Origin of the sequence: Hymenobacter taeanensis, assembly GCF_013137895.1 — a bacterium.
GTDB classification, from domain to species: Bacteria; Bacteroidota; Bacteroidia; order Cytophagales; family Hymenobacteraceae; genus Hymenobacter; species Hymenobacter taeanensis.
On the sequence record NZ_CP053538.1, the window covers coordinates 2076273 to 2090366 of the forward strand.

At 57.7% G+C, this 14094-nt stretch carries 10 protein-coding genes; 7 read left to right on the plus strand and 3 right to left on the minus strand.

What is annotated here, in order from left to right; all coding sequences use genetic code 11:
- The first annotated feature begins 125 nt into the window (after positions 1–125).
- Complete coding sequence (locus HMJ29_RS08850) at positions 126–1505, plus strand: sigma-54-dependent transcriptional regulator (protein WP_171591135.1); 1380 nt, start codon at positions 126–128, stop codon at positions 1503–1505.
- Positions 1495–2835, plus strand: coding sequence for a sensor histidine kinase (locus HMJ29_RS08855; protein ID WP_171591136.1), 1341 nt, complete (start codon positions 1495–1497; stop codon positions 2833–2835). Before HMJ29_RS08850 ends, HMJ29_RS08855 begins: the two co-directional genes overlap by 11 nt.
- A 140-nt stretch (positions 2836–2975) precedes the next feature.
- Here HMJ29_RS08855 and HMJ29_RS08860 read toward each other — a convergent pair whose 3' ends face one another.
- From HMJ29_RS08860 to HMJ29_RS08870, 3 genes are all read right to left on the minus strand, one after another.
- A complete protein-coding gene (locus HMJ29_RS08860; RefSeq protein WP_171591137.1) occupies positions 2976–3821 on the minus strand; it encodes a TPM domain-containing protein in 846 nt (281 codons plus the stop codon).
- On the minus strand, positions 3818–4273 hold the full coding sequence (locus HMJ29_RS08865; protein WP_171591138.1) for a TPM domain-containing protein: 456 nt from the start codon (positions 4271–4273) through the stop codon (positions 3818–3820). Before HMJ29_RS08865 ends, HMJ29_RS08860 begins: the two co-directional genes overlap by 4 nt.
- 98 nt (positions 4274–4371) lie before the next feature.
- Positions 4372–4950 (minus strand): LemA family protein, encoded by a 579-nt coding sequence (locus tag HMJ29_RS08870; protein ID WP_171591139.1) that lies wholly within the window; start codon positions 4948–4950, stop codon positions 4372–4374.
- Positions 4951–5158: 208 nt separating this feature from the next.
- On the opposite strand from HMJ29_RS08870, the gene HMJ29_RS08875 reads away from it, so the two are divergent.
- The 5 genes from HMJ29_RS08875 to HMJ29_RS08895 all read left to right on the plus strand — a co-directional run bounded on the left by HMJ29_RS08875 (position 5159) and on the right by HMJ29_RS08895 (position 13736).
- Positions 5159–6154, plus strand: a complete 996-nt coding sequence (locus HMJ29_RS08875) for a sugar phosphate nucleotidyltransferase (protein WP_171591140.1) — start codon at positions 5159–5161, stop codon at positions 6152–6154.
- 244 nt (positions 6155–6398) lie between these two features.
- Positions 6399–7754, plus strand: a complete 1356-nt coding sequence (locus HMJ29_RS08880; RefSeq protein ID WP_171591141.1) for a hypothetical protein — start codon at positions 6399–6401, stop codon at positions 7752–7754.
- Positions 7755–7931: 177 nt separating this feature from the next.
- Positions 7932–8324: a hypothetical protein gene (locus HMJ29_RS08885; RefSeq protein WP_171591142.1), complete on the plus strand. Its 393-nt coding sequence runs from the start codon at positions 7932–7934 to the stop codon at positions 8322–8324.
- A 181-nt stretch (positions 8325–8505) separates the two neighbouring features.
- Positions 8506–9954 (plus strand): hypothetical protein, encoded by a 1449-nt coding sequence (locus HMJ29_RS08890; RefSeq protein WP_171591143.1) that lies wholly within the window; start codon positions 8506–8508, stop codon positions 9952–9954.
- 314 nt (positions 9955–10268) lie between these two features.
- Entirely contained in the window at positions 10269–13736 is a 3468-nt protein-coding gene (locus HMJ29_RS08895) for an acetate and sugar kinases/Hsc70/actin family protein (protein WP_171591144.1), read from the plus strand.
- Positions 13737–14094: the final 358 nt, after the last annotated feature.

Sequence of the window (14094 nt, forward strand, 5' to 3'; positions counted from 1 at the left end):
CCTACGGCGCAAATCCTTCATTAGAAGCTTTAAAGGCGTATTTTCGAACCTAGTACAATTGTGGCTTGGGTTCGGTGCTCCGCACCGTAGTGGCTGCGGACCTCACGTATTTTTTAGTAGTATTCATGATTTTAAAGAGAGCCCGTGTTTTGGTGGTTGATGATGACACGGATGTCTTGTTTGCCATGCGCATGCTGCTCAAGCCCGAGGTGCAGGAGGTAGTGACGGAAAAGAACCCCGAACTGCTACTCTCCCTGCTGAGTAAGCAGCATTTCGACGCGATTTTCCTCGACATGAACTACAAGAGCACGCTCGGCACCGGCAACGAGGGGCTTTTCTGGCTTGGGCGCATTCGCGAGAAGGACCCGTCCGCCACGGTCATTATGATTACCGCCCACGGCGAAATCAACACGGCCGTTCGCTCGCTTAAGGCCGGGGCCACCGATTTCCTCGTTAAGCCCTGGCACAACGCTCAGCTGTTGGAAACCCTTACGGCGGCCCTCGAATCCAAGGAGACCAGCAAAGCTGCCGCCACCCCCAGCCCAACCCGGCGCCCGGCCTCGCTGGCGGAGTTCTCCCTACTAGGTGAATCGGAAGCCATGCAGGCGGTCTTTCACAAGGTTGAGAAGGTGGCGCCCACCGAGGCAAACGTGCTGCTGCTAGGCGAAAACGGCACCGGCAAAGAGCTGGTGGCCAAAGCCCTACACCAAAAGTCGTTCCGCGCCGCCCAGCCCTTCATCACCGCCGACTTGGCCGCCATGAGCGAAGGTATTTTTGAAAGCGAACTATTTGGACACAAAAAAGGGGCCTTCACCGATGCTCGCGAGGACCGGGTGGGCCGGTTTGCCGCCGCCTCGGGCGGCACCCTCTTCCTGGATGAGATTGGCAACATTTCCTTGGCGCAGCAGGCCAAGCTGCTCACCGCCCTGCAAAACCGCGAGGTGATTCCGCTGGGCAGCAACGCCCCCCAGCCCATTGATATCCGGCTCATTTCAGCCACCAACGCGCCGCTCTACGAGCTAGCGGCCCAACGCGCCTTCCGCAAAGACCTCATCTACCGCCTCAACACCGTTGAGATTACGCTGCCACCCCTACGGGACCGGGGCGATGATGTGTTGCTTTTAGCCCGGCATTTTGCGGGCCTATACGCCGCGCGCAACCGCAAACCTACGCCTGTATTTGCGCCGGCTACCCTCCAGAAGCTGCGGCAGCATAGCTGGCCTGGCAATGTGCGAGAGCTGCAGCACACCGTAGAGCGGGCCGTGATTCTGGCTGAAGGCGACACCCTGCACCCGCAGGATTTCCACTTCTCCGCGATGGAAGCCCCTGCTCCTACTACCGCATCGCCCGCGTCAGACGAGGGGCCGTTGCAGTTAAGTGAAGTCGAGAAAAGCACGATTCTGCGCGTGATTGAGCGGCACCACGGCAACATCACTAAAGCGGCCAAGGAGCTAGGCCTCACCCGCACGGCCCTGTACCGCCGCCTCGAAAAACATGACCTTTAAGCGGCTCGAAATCGGTATTGTGCTGCGGCTTTTCGTGCTATTGCTCCTGCTTTACGCGGCCGAGCGGGCTTTTGAGCACAGTAGTTATGGCCTGCTGACTCTGACCGGTTTGCTCCTGGCGGGAGGCGTGTGGGAGCTAGGCCAGCATGTTACCCGGGGCACCCGGGCCCTGGCGGATTTTTTGCTGGCGGTGCGCTACCGCGACTTCTCCCTGCACTACAACGAAGCCCACCCCAACCGGGCCCTACGGCCCCTGCACGCGGCTTTTAACGAGCTCAGTGCCACTTACCGGCAGCTTAGTGCTGAACGCGAGGCGCAGTTTACTTACCTGCAAACCGTATTACAACTCATCGACACGGGCATTGTGGCCTACGATGCCGACGGCCAGGTGGAGTCCATTAATGAGTCGTTCAAACGGACGCTGGAGTTACCCTACCTCAAGCGTATGACTACGCTGCAAAAGCGCCTGCCGGTGCTTTATGACGCTATTCTGCGGCTGCAGCCGGGCGCTTCTACCATCGTTAAGCTCAGCGTTGGGGCTAAAACCATGCAGCTGCTGCTCTCGGCTACCAGCTTCCGGCTGCAGAGCCGGGAATTCACGCTTGTGGCCTTCAAGAACGTGAGCACCGCGCTGGAGGAAAACGAGACGGAAGCCTGGCAAAAGCTGCTGCGAGTGATGACCCACGAAATCATGAATTCGGTGGCTCCGATTGCCTCTCTAGCCGACTCGCTCCGCCGCGACCTAACGCGCGAGTGCGAGCAGGCACCGGCAGTCCAGCCTATGCTGGCTGACGCCGTGGAGGGCATTAGTATCATCCAAAACCGTAGCGAAGGCCTACTACGATTTGCGCAGGTCTATCGAGATTTCAGCACTATCAGCGCGCCTGTGCTTGCCACCGTGTACGTGCAGGAGTTGTTCGATGACCTGCGGCGGCTGATGGGCCCGCAACTGGCAGAAGGCGGAATTGACTTACAAACCCTCGTAACACCGCCTGATCTGCAGGTGCAGGCCGATGCGCGCCTGCTAGAGCAGGTATTTATCAATCTTGTGCTTAACGCAGCGTATGCCCTCCGCCAGCGGCTTTCCCCCCGCATTATTCTGCGAGCCCAGAATCAGGATAGTGGCCGGGTGCTGCTGGAAGTAATCGATAACGGCACCGGCATACCGGAGGAGGTGTTGGAGAGTATCTTCATCCCCTTTTTTACCACCCGCAGCGGCGGCACCGGCATTGGCCTTAGTTTGGCCAAACAGATTATGCACCTGCACGGTGGCAGCATCAAAGTGCATACCACGCTAGGAGAAGGCACCGCCTTCGTTTTAGAACTTTAGTTTAGAATTCCACTAGAGGTCATTTCCGGGGTATCATCGATGAACAGACCTAAGAGACAGCGTATTGTTCTGACACGAAAAAGCCCCTAGAAACAGATGTCTAGGGGCTTTCCGTTGCGTGTAGTCTTAGGCTAGCAGGCCTACCAGCTGCCACTGGCGCCGCCGCCGCCGGAGCTGCCGCCGCCGAAGCCACCGAAGCCACCGCCTCCGCCGCCCCCAAAACCACCACCTCCGCCGAAGCCACCACCGCCAAATACGCCGCGGCCGCCGCTGAAGTCGCCGAAAATGATGGGCGGAATCATGCCGCCGCCGAAGCCGCGGTTGCGGCGGCCCCCGTTTCCGCCGCCCCGGTTGCGGAGCAGGATGAACAGCACCAGCATGCCGATAATCAGCCAGAACGTCCAGCCCGAGCCGCTGGAGTCGCGGCTGCGTTGCCGCTGGGGCATGGTGCTGGGGTCAGCCTTATACTCGCCTTTTGCCAAGGCAATGAGTTGGTCGGTGGCGCGGTCAATTCCATCGAAGTAGCGTTCCTCCTTGAAGGCGGGTGCTATGGTGTTGGATATGATTCGCTTGGCTAAGGCATCAGGTATTGCTCCTTCTAAGCCGTAACCCGGCTGAATGCGCACCTGATGTTCTTGCTGCGCTACTAGTATCAGCACGCCATTATTGTTGTTCTTCTGTCCAATACCCCAGGTTTCGTAAAGCTTTTGGGCGTAGTCGGCAATTTCGTAGTCGCCCAGTGTGGGCACGGTAACCACCGCAATCTGCGAGGACGTAGAATCATTGTAGGCCACCAGCTTCTGCTCCAACTGCTGCACCTCGTTGGGGCGCAACATACCGGCCAAGTCATTAACCAGGCGGGGCGGGTTGGGCCGAGGCGGTACGTCCTGGCCTAGGGCTAGGGGGCTCAAGGCAGGCACAAAGGCCAGTAACAGCGTTAGTAACAGTAGCCAGCGTCGGAGCGCGGGAGAGAGGATATTGGTCATACACGCGGCGGCTTGGAGTCGCCAAACGAGATAGAGTCGTCGAGTTCGTTCTGGTCGGTGGCGGCGTCGTAGGGGAAGTACCGGCGTAGTTGTTCGCCCACCATGCGCACGCCCTGTTCCAGACCGTGTACGTAGCGCTCAGACCGGAACAGGTGCAGCACAGTTTCTTTGGTGGTTTCCCAGAAGTCGTCGGGCACAACGGAGTTAATTCCGATGTCGCCGATTACGGCAAACTGACGGCTTTCCCAGGCCATGTAAAACAGCACACCATTACGCTGCGCAGTTTTGTGCATGGCCAGATCGGCGAATACCTGCGCGGCTCTATCAAGTGGCTCGGGGGTGGGGCAGGTGTCTTCCAGATGCACCCGGATTTCACCCGAGGTGGCTGTCTCGGCCTGTTTGATGGCGGCCACAAGGGCCGCCTCCTGCTCAGGGGTAAGAGGGTTGGTCATGGTTGTTGGGGTCTTGGGATCTTAGGGGCATACAGTCTTGGTTTCGCACTTTCTATGGCCAGCCAGACGCTACACCCCCAAGACCCTAACAAGCCAAATTAAAACTGCACCGTTGGAGCTTTCTGCGAAGCTGGGTCAGCCTCGAAATATGGTTTCTCTTTAAAGCCAAACATACCCGCAAACAGGTTGTTGGGAAAGGATTTCACGAAGCCGTTGTAGTCGTTGGTAACCGTGTTGAACTTGTTGCGCTCCACGTTAATGCGGTTTTCAGTGCCCTCAATCTGGGCTTGCAGCTCCTGAAAGTTGGCGTTGGCTTTCAGCTCCGGGTAATTTTCAGATACGGCCAGCAAACGGCCCAGGCCCGCGCCCACCTGGCTTTGAGCTTCCTGAAACTGCCGGAGGTTTTCGGGCGTGAGGTTGTCGGCGTTGAGCTGCACGCTGGTTGCCTTAGCGCGGGCATTGATAACGTCCGTCAGGGTCGATTTCTCGAAGTTAGCGGCTCCTTTTACGGTGTTCACCAGGTTCGGAATCAGGTCGGAGCGGCGCTGGTAAGCACTTTGCACGTTGGCCCACTGAGCTTTCACGGCCTGGTCGCGGCTAACCATGCCGTTGTAGCCGCACGAAGATTGCGAGAGCAGAATTACCAGGCCCGCGAAGTAGAGAAGAAAGCGTTTCATGATTGGGTAAGAGATAGGAAGTTGGGAAAAGGAGAAGCAAAATGCGGATTGCTGAACCCTGGGTCGGGTCAGCTGGTTACTGCCGGGAGTCATTGGGCCGATGTAAACCGGTGCGCTGCAAAGTACGGATTCAGGCCATAGCAGTTGTGTTATGGCTCGCTCCCGCCTCAATTCACTATTTTGCGTGCTTACGCCACGCTCATTGTTCATGAAAGCAGTTATTCCTGTTGCCGGTATTGGGTCGCGCCTGCGGCCGCATACGCACACCCAGCCCAAATCGCTGGTGCCCGTGGCTGGCAATACTATCCTGGGCCACATCATTGATCGGCTTATGAGTGCCGGGGTGGAGGAGTTTGTGTTCATCATCGGCTACCTAGGCGAGAAAATTGAAAGCTACGTGCGTCGGCAGTATCCACAGCTGCGCAGCTCGTTTGTGGTGCAGGAGCCCCGCGAGGGCATTGCCCACGCCCTGTGGCTGGCCCGTGACCAGTTTCGCCACGAAGCCGACGGTATTCTGATTCTGCTCGGTGATACCATTGTGGACGTGGACCTGCCCGCTGTAATGCGCACCGAAGGCACGGTGCTGGCCGTGAAGGAAGTGAAAACGCCGTCTATGTTTGGCCTGGTAGAGACGGCCAGCAATGGCCGCGTAACCAAAGTGGTTGAAAAGCCGCGCATCCCGAAGTCGAACTTCGCCCTCGTAGGCCTCTATAAAATTGCTAACCCCGACTGGCTGGCCTCGGCTCTGGAGCGCATTATTGATCAGAACCAGCGCACCCACGGCGAGTTTCAGCTCACCGATGCGCTCATGCTCATGATTCAGGACGGCGCCGACATGACCACGGTTTCGGTTGATAACTGGTTTGACTGCGGCCGCAAGGAGAGCCTGCTGGAGGCCAACGCCCGCCTGCTCAACGTGCCGGAGTTCCTAGGCCAGGTGCCGCAGTTTCCGGATACCATCATTATTCCGCCCGTGAGCATCGGGAAGGATTGCCAGATCAGTAACTCCATCATCGGCCCCAACGTGGCCATTGGCGACCGTACCATCGTCAAGAACACCATCCTCAGCGACTCCATCATTGGGTCTTACTCCGAGTTGCGCTCCGCCGTCATGCACGACTGCATCGTTGGTTCCGATGCGCTGTTCAAAGGCACCCGCCACAGCCTCAACATCGGCGACAACACCGAAATAGATTACAGCTAGGCTATCGTGATGAGGTGATAGAGTGACGAAGTGAAAAGCGGCCTACCCCGCACGTCATCTTGACGCAGGAAGGATCTTATCAAGCAAGTACGACTGGCCTAGCGCCTCGTGCTACAATGGTAAGATCCTTCCTGCATTAGGATGACGTATTTTTTTACTTCACAAAGTCACTCAATCACTAAATCAACATTTCAACATGTATCCGGTGAGGGCAGATTGTCGTTACTTTAGCCCGATGCGCTACATGTCTTCCTTTTCCCGCCTGCTGCCTGCTCTAGGCCTGTCTTTGCTGCTCTTACCTGGCTGCTACTCCCGCTCCGATATGAAAACGGAGGAGGGTACCGCCACCAAAACCCCATCCGACGTACCGCCGACTGAAGTACCGGGCGCCGTACCAGTCAGAACGCCGGAGCCGGCAACCGAGGCTGCTACCACGCAGCCCCTACAGGCGGTGAACGTGTTCCTGGAAGTATCAGGCTCCATGGAAGGCTTCATGCCCAAAACCGGGGCCAGTGGCGAGAATACTAAGTTTCAGCAGCATGTGGCGCAGTTCCTCTCGGAGGTAAACCGCACCTCGGCCGCCCGCCAGAAGCTGTTCTACCGCATTAAAGAGCGGCCTTATAAGGATTCATACCAAGCCATTTCTGGCACCGTGCGCAGCGGCATTCAGCAGCCCGCCAAGAGTACGGACATTCCTTCGGTGCTGGATACGCTGATGACGAACTACTACCAGCCTGGCACCGTGAGCGTCCTGATTTCGGACTTCATTTACTCGCCCAAAAACGCGGGCGCCATTCCGTACATCAAAACCGACATTACAGACGCCCTCACTCGTAGTGGAGCCAAGTCAGATATGGCCGTGTCGGTGTACGGCTATACCTCTGATTTCCGCGGCACCTATTACCCGGCTTTAGTAGCCTCGGGCAAGAAAACCAACTGCTGCGACACGGAAATTCCTTACTACATCTGGGTAGTAGGCCCCGCCAGCGCGGTACGGCAGTTTGATGCGGCCTTGCTGGAGCAGCAGCCGGCTAAGCAAGCCCACTTCGGCGTCACGTATCCGCAGCCGGGGTATTCGGTGCTCAACAAGTTCCAGAACAAAGGCAGCTGGTACTACGGCGACGCCGGCGCCAGCAAGCGCAACGCCGATACCTACCGCGTAATATCGGTGAGTGAAGCCTCGGCTCAGCAGCCTGTTGAGTTTGTAGTAGGCCTAAACTTGCAAGGCCTGCCCAGCCAATACCGCGATGTGGCTTACCTCAAGCAGAACCTGAAGCTGCAAGGCGTGGACACCGATGCCAAGCTGCTCGACGTGTTTGCGGCCACTGATCAGAACCGTGCCAGCAGCGGCCCGGAAAGCAAGTACACCCACTTCGCTAAAGTGCGCCTAACCAAGGCTCCCAAGGCTGCCAGGCCACTCGTGCTACGCCTCCAGGACCAGCGCCCCGCCTGGGTAGCCCAGTGGACCACCAAGAACGACGCTACGCCCGCGCCCAAAACCTTTGCCTTGAGCTCCCTCCTGGATGGGCTGGAGGCGCAAGGCGGCGCAGAAAAAAAGCCGATTTTCGAAGTGCCATTGACCTTACAGCCAGCCGAGTAGAAGTTAGGTGACTAACTCAGCGCTGTAGCAGAGTGTCATTTTCAGCGCAATTGGAATGGTTTTCGTTCATTAACGAAACCGAATGCTTCGGCTACTCAGTCGGGGCCGTGCTTACAATTTCGTTCCGCCCTCATCGTTCAACGAATTGCCAACGGCTAGTTGGCCCTACTTCCTTCCATGAAAGCACTATTCCGCTCCATTTACGAACTCATTGGTGCCCCTCAGCCTCCCGCCGATACGCCCGTGTACCGCGACGTGATATTCCCTAACATAGGCCTGCTGAACATCGGTATCTCGCTGGCGCTGGTGGTGATATTCTACTATGTCATCAACCGGATGCTGGGCGTGGCTACCTTCAACAAGGGCCGTCATTGGGCCATTTTCCTGGTGATAAATGCCCTGATTGCCTTCGGCTTGGCAATTAGCCAAGCCCACGCCCAGCAGGTTACGGACCATAGCTACATCTACTGGCTGGCTACCTGGAACGCCATCCTAGGCCTGTTCTGGTTCTTCATCTTCTCCCTGATTCTGCGCAAAGGCTCTACCAACGCGAGTACTACGCCTTTTTAGAGCTAAAAAACTAGTTCCCCTCCTCAGCTGAGGAGGGGCTAGGGGTGGTTGACTGGCCTAGAACGGGTTTAAGTTCAGGCGAAACAACGTCAGCAACGAGCCAACCACCTCAGTTCAGCCTTGCGGCTGAACGTCCCCTCCTTAGCTAAGGAGGGGAGTTTCGTTCAACTTCAGCATCACCATGGCTAAACTCTTTTTATTCGGCATTGGCGGCACGGGCTCCCGCGTCATCCGCTCGCTCACCATGCTGCTGGCCGCGGGCGTTGACCTGCCCAACTGCGACCGGGTAGTTCCCATCATCATCGACCCCGACGCGCACAACGGCGACATGAACCGCACGGTGCAGCTGCTGCAGAGCTATCAGCAGATATACAAGCGCCTCGGCCCCCGCGAGGAAGGCTTCTTCAAAACTGATATCAGCACACTGAGCGGCATTTCGCAGGACGTGAACGGCTCGGTGAAGGATACCTTCATCTTCGATTTCGGCGGTATCAACCAAAGCTTCCGGCAGTACCTGAGCTACGATGGCCTGTCGGTTGACTCGAAGGGCCTCGTGGATTTGCTCTTCACCCAGGATAACCTGGAAAGCCCGTTGACCATTGGCTTCCGTGGCTCCCCGAACGTGGGCAGCATTGTGCTGAACAAACTGGTGGAAAGCCCCGAAATGCGGTTTTTTGCCGATAACTTCCAGGATGGTGACCGAGTGTTCTTCGTGTCGAGCATCTTCGGCGGTACGGGTGCGGCGGGTTTCCCGCTCATGCTCAAGAATCTGAAGGACACCAACACCCGCCTTAGCAACGCCCGCTACCTGCGCGACGCACCCACTGGTGCCGTAACGGTGATGCCCTACTTCGCCCTGCAGAGCGAAGACAACGCCGTCATCGACTCCAACAACTTCCTGACGAAAACCAAGGCGGCGCTCAGCTACTACGAGCACAACCTGCAAGGCCTCGACGCGCTGTATTACCTCGCCGACACGCCCGATACGCCTTACGAGAACCAGCCCGGCGGTACCCAGCAGAAGAATAAGGCGCACGTAATTGAACTCCTGGCTGCTCTGAGCATAGTGGACTTCATGCGCTACTCGCCCACTGAGTTGCGCACCGGCGGCCCGCACTTCCATGAGTATGGCCTTCAGGCCGATGCGCCGGAAATTCAGTTCAGCCACCTGCCCGATGAGTCGCGCGAAATCATTGCCAAGCAGCTCACGCAGTTCCTGTACTTCACGCGCTACCACAAGCAGCACCTGCCCACCGACAAGGCGCCCTACGCCGATAACCTGAAGCTGGACTACGCCATGCGCAATGAGCCCATCTTCCGGGAGCTGAACACCTTCCTGCACAGCCCCGACTCCGGCGTAGATCAGTGGCTGCAGGAGCTGGCCCAGAACCGTCGTTCTTTCCGTCCCTTCGACCTGCAGACCGACGACTTCAATGCCATGATCCTCGGCAAGCCCGTGGAAAAGAAGTGGAACGACTTCTTCAACAAAGGTCTCAGCCACAACTACCTCCTCGACAACCTCAACAAAACCGAAAAGTCCATCCAAGAGCCCGACAGCTTCCGCAAGATGCTGGAGCTGTTCTATGATGTGACCGATAAGGCGTTTGAGGAGAAGGTGAAGGTGGTGTAAGAACAAAAACTCCCCTTCTCAGATGAGGAAGGGATGCGGCGGCTTTAGCCGACGCTGTGGTGGTTGACCTCGTTGCTGATGTTGTTTAGTTGCTTTGCTAGGCCAGTATGCCGTCCAAAAGGAACGTCATGCTGAGCTTGCCGAAGCATCTCTACCGAGGGTAACTCTAATCGTTTTACGAAGCGGTAGAGATGCTTCGACTGCGCTCAGCATGACGCCCCAGTGGTAACGCTCTAGGCCACTCAACCACCCCTAACCCCTCCTTTCTAAGGAGGGGAATTAGTACTAGTTTCTAGAACAGATTTCAGCAGCACATGGCCAAAGTCCTTCGCTTACATAATAATGGCTCCCAGCAGGTTCAGGGCTGGCAGAAAACGGCGCCGGTAACGAGCACCGAAATCAATACCGTTACGGACCCGGCCGGGGGCAAGTCCCGCAACCTGGCCGTGAGCATCCCGACGCCCTTTGCGCGGATGCACCTGTTTGAAACGGCTTTCGACTTCCTCGCCCGCGAAGGGCAGCGCAACCCCGGCTCGGTGTACCACGAGCTGACCACGCACTTCTGGGACTTGCTGGAACTGCTTTATAACTACCACCTCTACACCCAAGCCGGCCGCAAAATCACGCTGCGCCGCTGGAACGCCGAGGCAGAAATCCGCCGGATGCGGCAGGAGGAGGGCACGCGCCTGCTGGGCGAAACCCTACAGCTGTACATGCAGGATGAGCGCTTCCGCGACTTCACCGACATGTATTTGGTGTACTATGAGTCGCCGGAATTAGCGGGCGGCACGCGCCTGCTGGGTGGCACCTCGCCGCTAACCATCCTCTTCACCGGTCCCGAGGTAAAGCCTCTGGACCTGGAGCGTCCACAGGCCCGCGGCCACTACTTCGACAAGCAAACCGTGCTGCTCGAAGACCGCGACCCGCAGTTCCGGGAGTTCGTGTACGAGCTGTTCCTGGCCTACCCACAACTGCAGCGCCGTGAGTTTGCCGGCAGCGTGTACGCGGGCCTCGACCGTAGCAAAATCAACCAGCTTCAAATGCAGGGCGACCGTTCGGCGCAACAGTTTGCTGCCCGCTACCCTGCGCTGGTAGATGTGCACGGCAACCTGGTGAGCGTGAAAGGCGTGCCACTGCCTGGCCGCGCCGACCAGTCGGCCGTAACCAGCTCCGACCTGTTCATCCAGCCGACCCGCGAAGCCATTGCCGGCCGGCCTAGGCCACTAGTGTTGCGCCCGAACCTCACGATGCCCGGCGCCAACTACCTCAACGGCCAGCCCTGGGACGACCGTACGCCGGTGCCGTACTATGATGAGGTAGCGCTGGAAAGCCGCGTACTGCCCGGTAAGGGCTTCAAGTACCCGTACCTCACAGTAGGCGACTTACTGGAGGACTCACTGGTAGAACTGCCCTACGAGCTGAACACCCAGCGTTTCCACACCGGTAAAGTCACGTTCCAGTATGGCGCCGATGGGCAAGGCCGGGCACGTTTCCCGTATCTGCTGCCGCTGAAGCAAGCCTTCTTCGAGTACTTCACGGAGAATGAGCTGGCCGAGTTGCTCACCTTCACCATCGACCTCAGCCACGTGCGTGTGCAGCTGCGCGTGCCGGTGCAGGCGGGACGTTTCATCACCTTCGAGCGCAGCTATTATACCAATCCGCAGAACCCGAAGGATGCCCAGGGTCGCGAGATTCTAGAAAAGGGCCGCATTGTGAAGGCTGCCGTGGGCGTGGGCGTATTCCCGTTCTACAAGGTGCGCTACCAGCCCGAGTTTAATGACCTCTATAAGGTAATGCTGGTGGATGCCGACAACGCACCTACCATGCTCAACCGCCGCTACGACCTGCAGTTCTTCGTGAACGGGGAGCGGATTACGGACCAGGGCGCCGCTCGCCGCGCCACTCGCTACGAGCGCACCCAGAAGAGCATGGCCACTGCCGGCAGCACCTACTATGAAATTACCGGCACTCACTTTGACCTTGCTGAGCTGACCTGCCCGCCCGCCACCATTGGCGCTGAGCCGGCTCGCGGCCTGTTCGTGCCGCGCTGGCGCGAGCTGGACCGTGGTACCCGCCGCTTCACCTTCGCGGTGGACTTTGGTACTACGAACACCCACATTGCTTACGCCGATTCACCCACCGCGCACCCCCGCCCGCTGACCATTGGCGAAGCCGATGTGCAGGTGGAGTGGCTACATGCTCCGGTGGCCGATGCCGGCTTATCAGCCGCGCAACGCTACCGCACGGGTGCGGGCCAGATCTGGGACAACATTGCCACGCTGCAAAACCGGGAGTTTGTACCCTCGTTCGTGGGTGAAGGCGGCTCGGTATATGAGTTTCCGATCCGGACGGCCGTGTGCGAAACGACGTCGTTTGCCAACGAGCCGGCCAAAGTGCTCAGCAACATTAACATCGGCTTTAGCATCAACACTGAAAACACGGCCGAACTACCCCAGAACCGCTTCATCACCAACCTGAAGTGGTCGGCGGAGCTGGACCCCCAGGGCGTGTCGCGCATTGAGGCCTTCTTCAAGGAAATTCTGTTGCTGCTCCGCCATAAGGCGGCGCTGCACGGTGGTATTCTGGAAGATACCCGCGTGGTATGGTTTGCCCCGCTGAGCTTCGATGGCTTCCTGCGCAACCAGTTCCAGCAAGTGTGGGATGAGGCGTTCCAGCAGGTGTTCAAGGCCCGCCGCCCTACTATCTGCCTCACCGAATCGGTGGCACCGTACTACTACCTCACCGCCACCAACCAGGTAGTGCCCAACCGCGACGAAAACGTGGTGAACATCGACATCGGTGGTGGTACCACCGACTTGCTGCTCTTCGCCGACCAGAAGCCGGCCTACAGCACCTCGTTCCGCTTTGCCGGCGACGATCTGTGGGGCGACGGGTATGCCCGCGTGCAGGGAGCACCTAAGCAAAACGGTCTGCTCCGCTTAGGCGTAGGTCACGTAGAAAGCCTGCCCGACTCCGAGCAAAACCAGGAGTACAAAGGCTACCTGCGCGCTGCCCTCAGCAATACCGATTTCGGCTCTGCCGACGTCACGAGCTTGCTGTTTAAGTATGATGATGCGCTTCGCTTTACCCAGGCGCTAGGCCTAGGCAAGGGCCGACAGCTGCGAGTGCTGTTCTATCTGCACTACACCAGCATCATCTACCACACTGCGCAGCTAGTGAAGCACCTCGGCCTGAAAACGCCGCGCTACCTCTGCTTCTCCGGCAAAGGCAGCCTCTACTTGCGTCTGCTGGCCGGTGGCAGCTCCTTGGTGGCTATTGAAAAGATTACGAAAGCCATCTTCCAGGCCGTAACCGGCACCGAGCCACCACATAACTTTCGGGTTATTCTGGCCGACAACCCCAAGGAAGCCACCACTAACGGCGGTGTGCTCTTTGAGGAGAAGACCAACACATCGGACTACGACAGCATCAAGCCGGTGAAATACAGCGGCGCTGTAGAAGGCACCGAGCTCAATCAGCAGCGCCTCAAGCTAAACCAGGTTGATGCTACCCTGAAAGACACCGTGCTGGAAAACGTGCGCAACTACCTCACCCTCGTGCTCGAAGGCGACGAAGTAGCGCCTTACCTGCGCGAAGTAGGTGTAGATGTGGACCGTCAGCGCGTGAAGGACATTCTGCAGCGTGAAATTGAGGATAGCTTAAGTCTAGGCCTGCACCAGTTTCAGCGTCAGCTTTCTTCCGATGAAACGCTGCCGGAGACCTTATTTTTCCTGCCGTTGAAGCAGGCCCTCTACAACCTGAGCCGCGAGTTGCAGTCGTAAGGCTCTTTGGCTATGAAGCGTTATAGTAGTTTTCTATTACTGCCCTTATTATTGTCTTTATCTGCTTGTTTCTGGGGGGATGAATACGGTGAGGAACAGCTAATAGGAGACTACTACGCTTCTGGCCTAAAAGGCTCTTGGGGTGAACCTATGACGGATGTTCATCTTTATTTTAATGACCAAGAGTTTGGCTTAGCTGATGCACTCTTGTCAGAGACCCTGAGTGCTGCTGGAGCTAACGAACGATGCATCATATTTAAGGGCACAGACAGTGAATATTATATCGCCAAAATAGTCCCTGGAGCAACTAGGGAGGTCGCGCGGCGAAATATATTCGGCCCATTTAATAGGCGAGCCT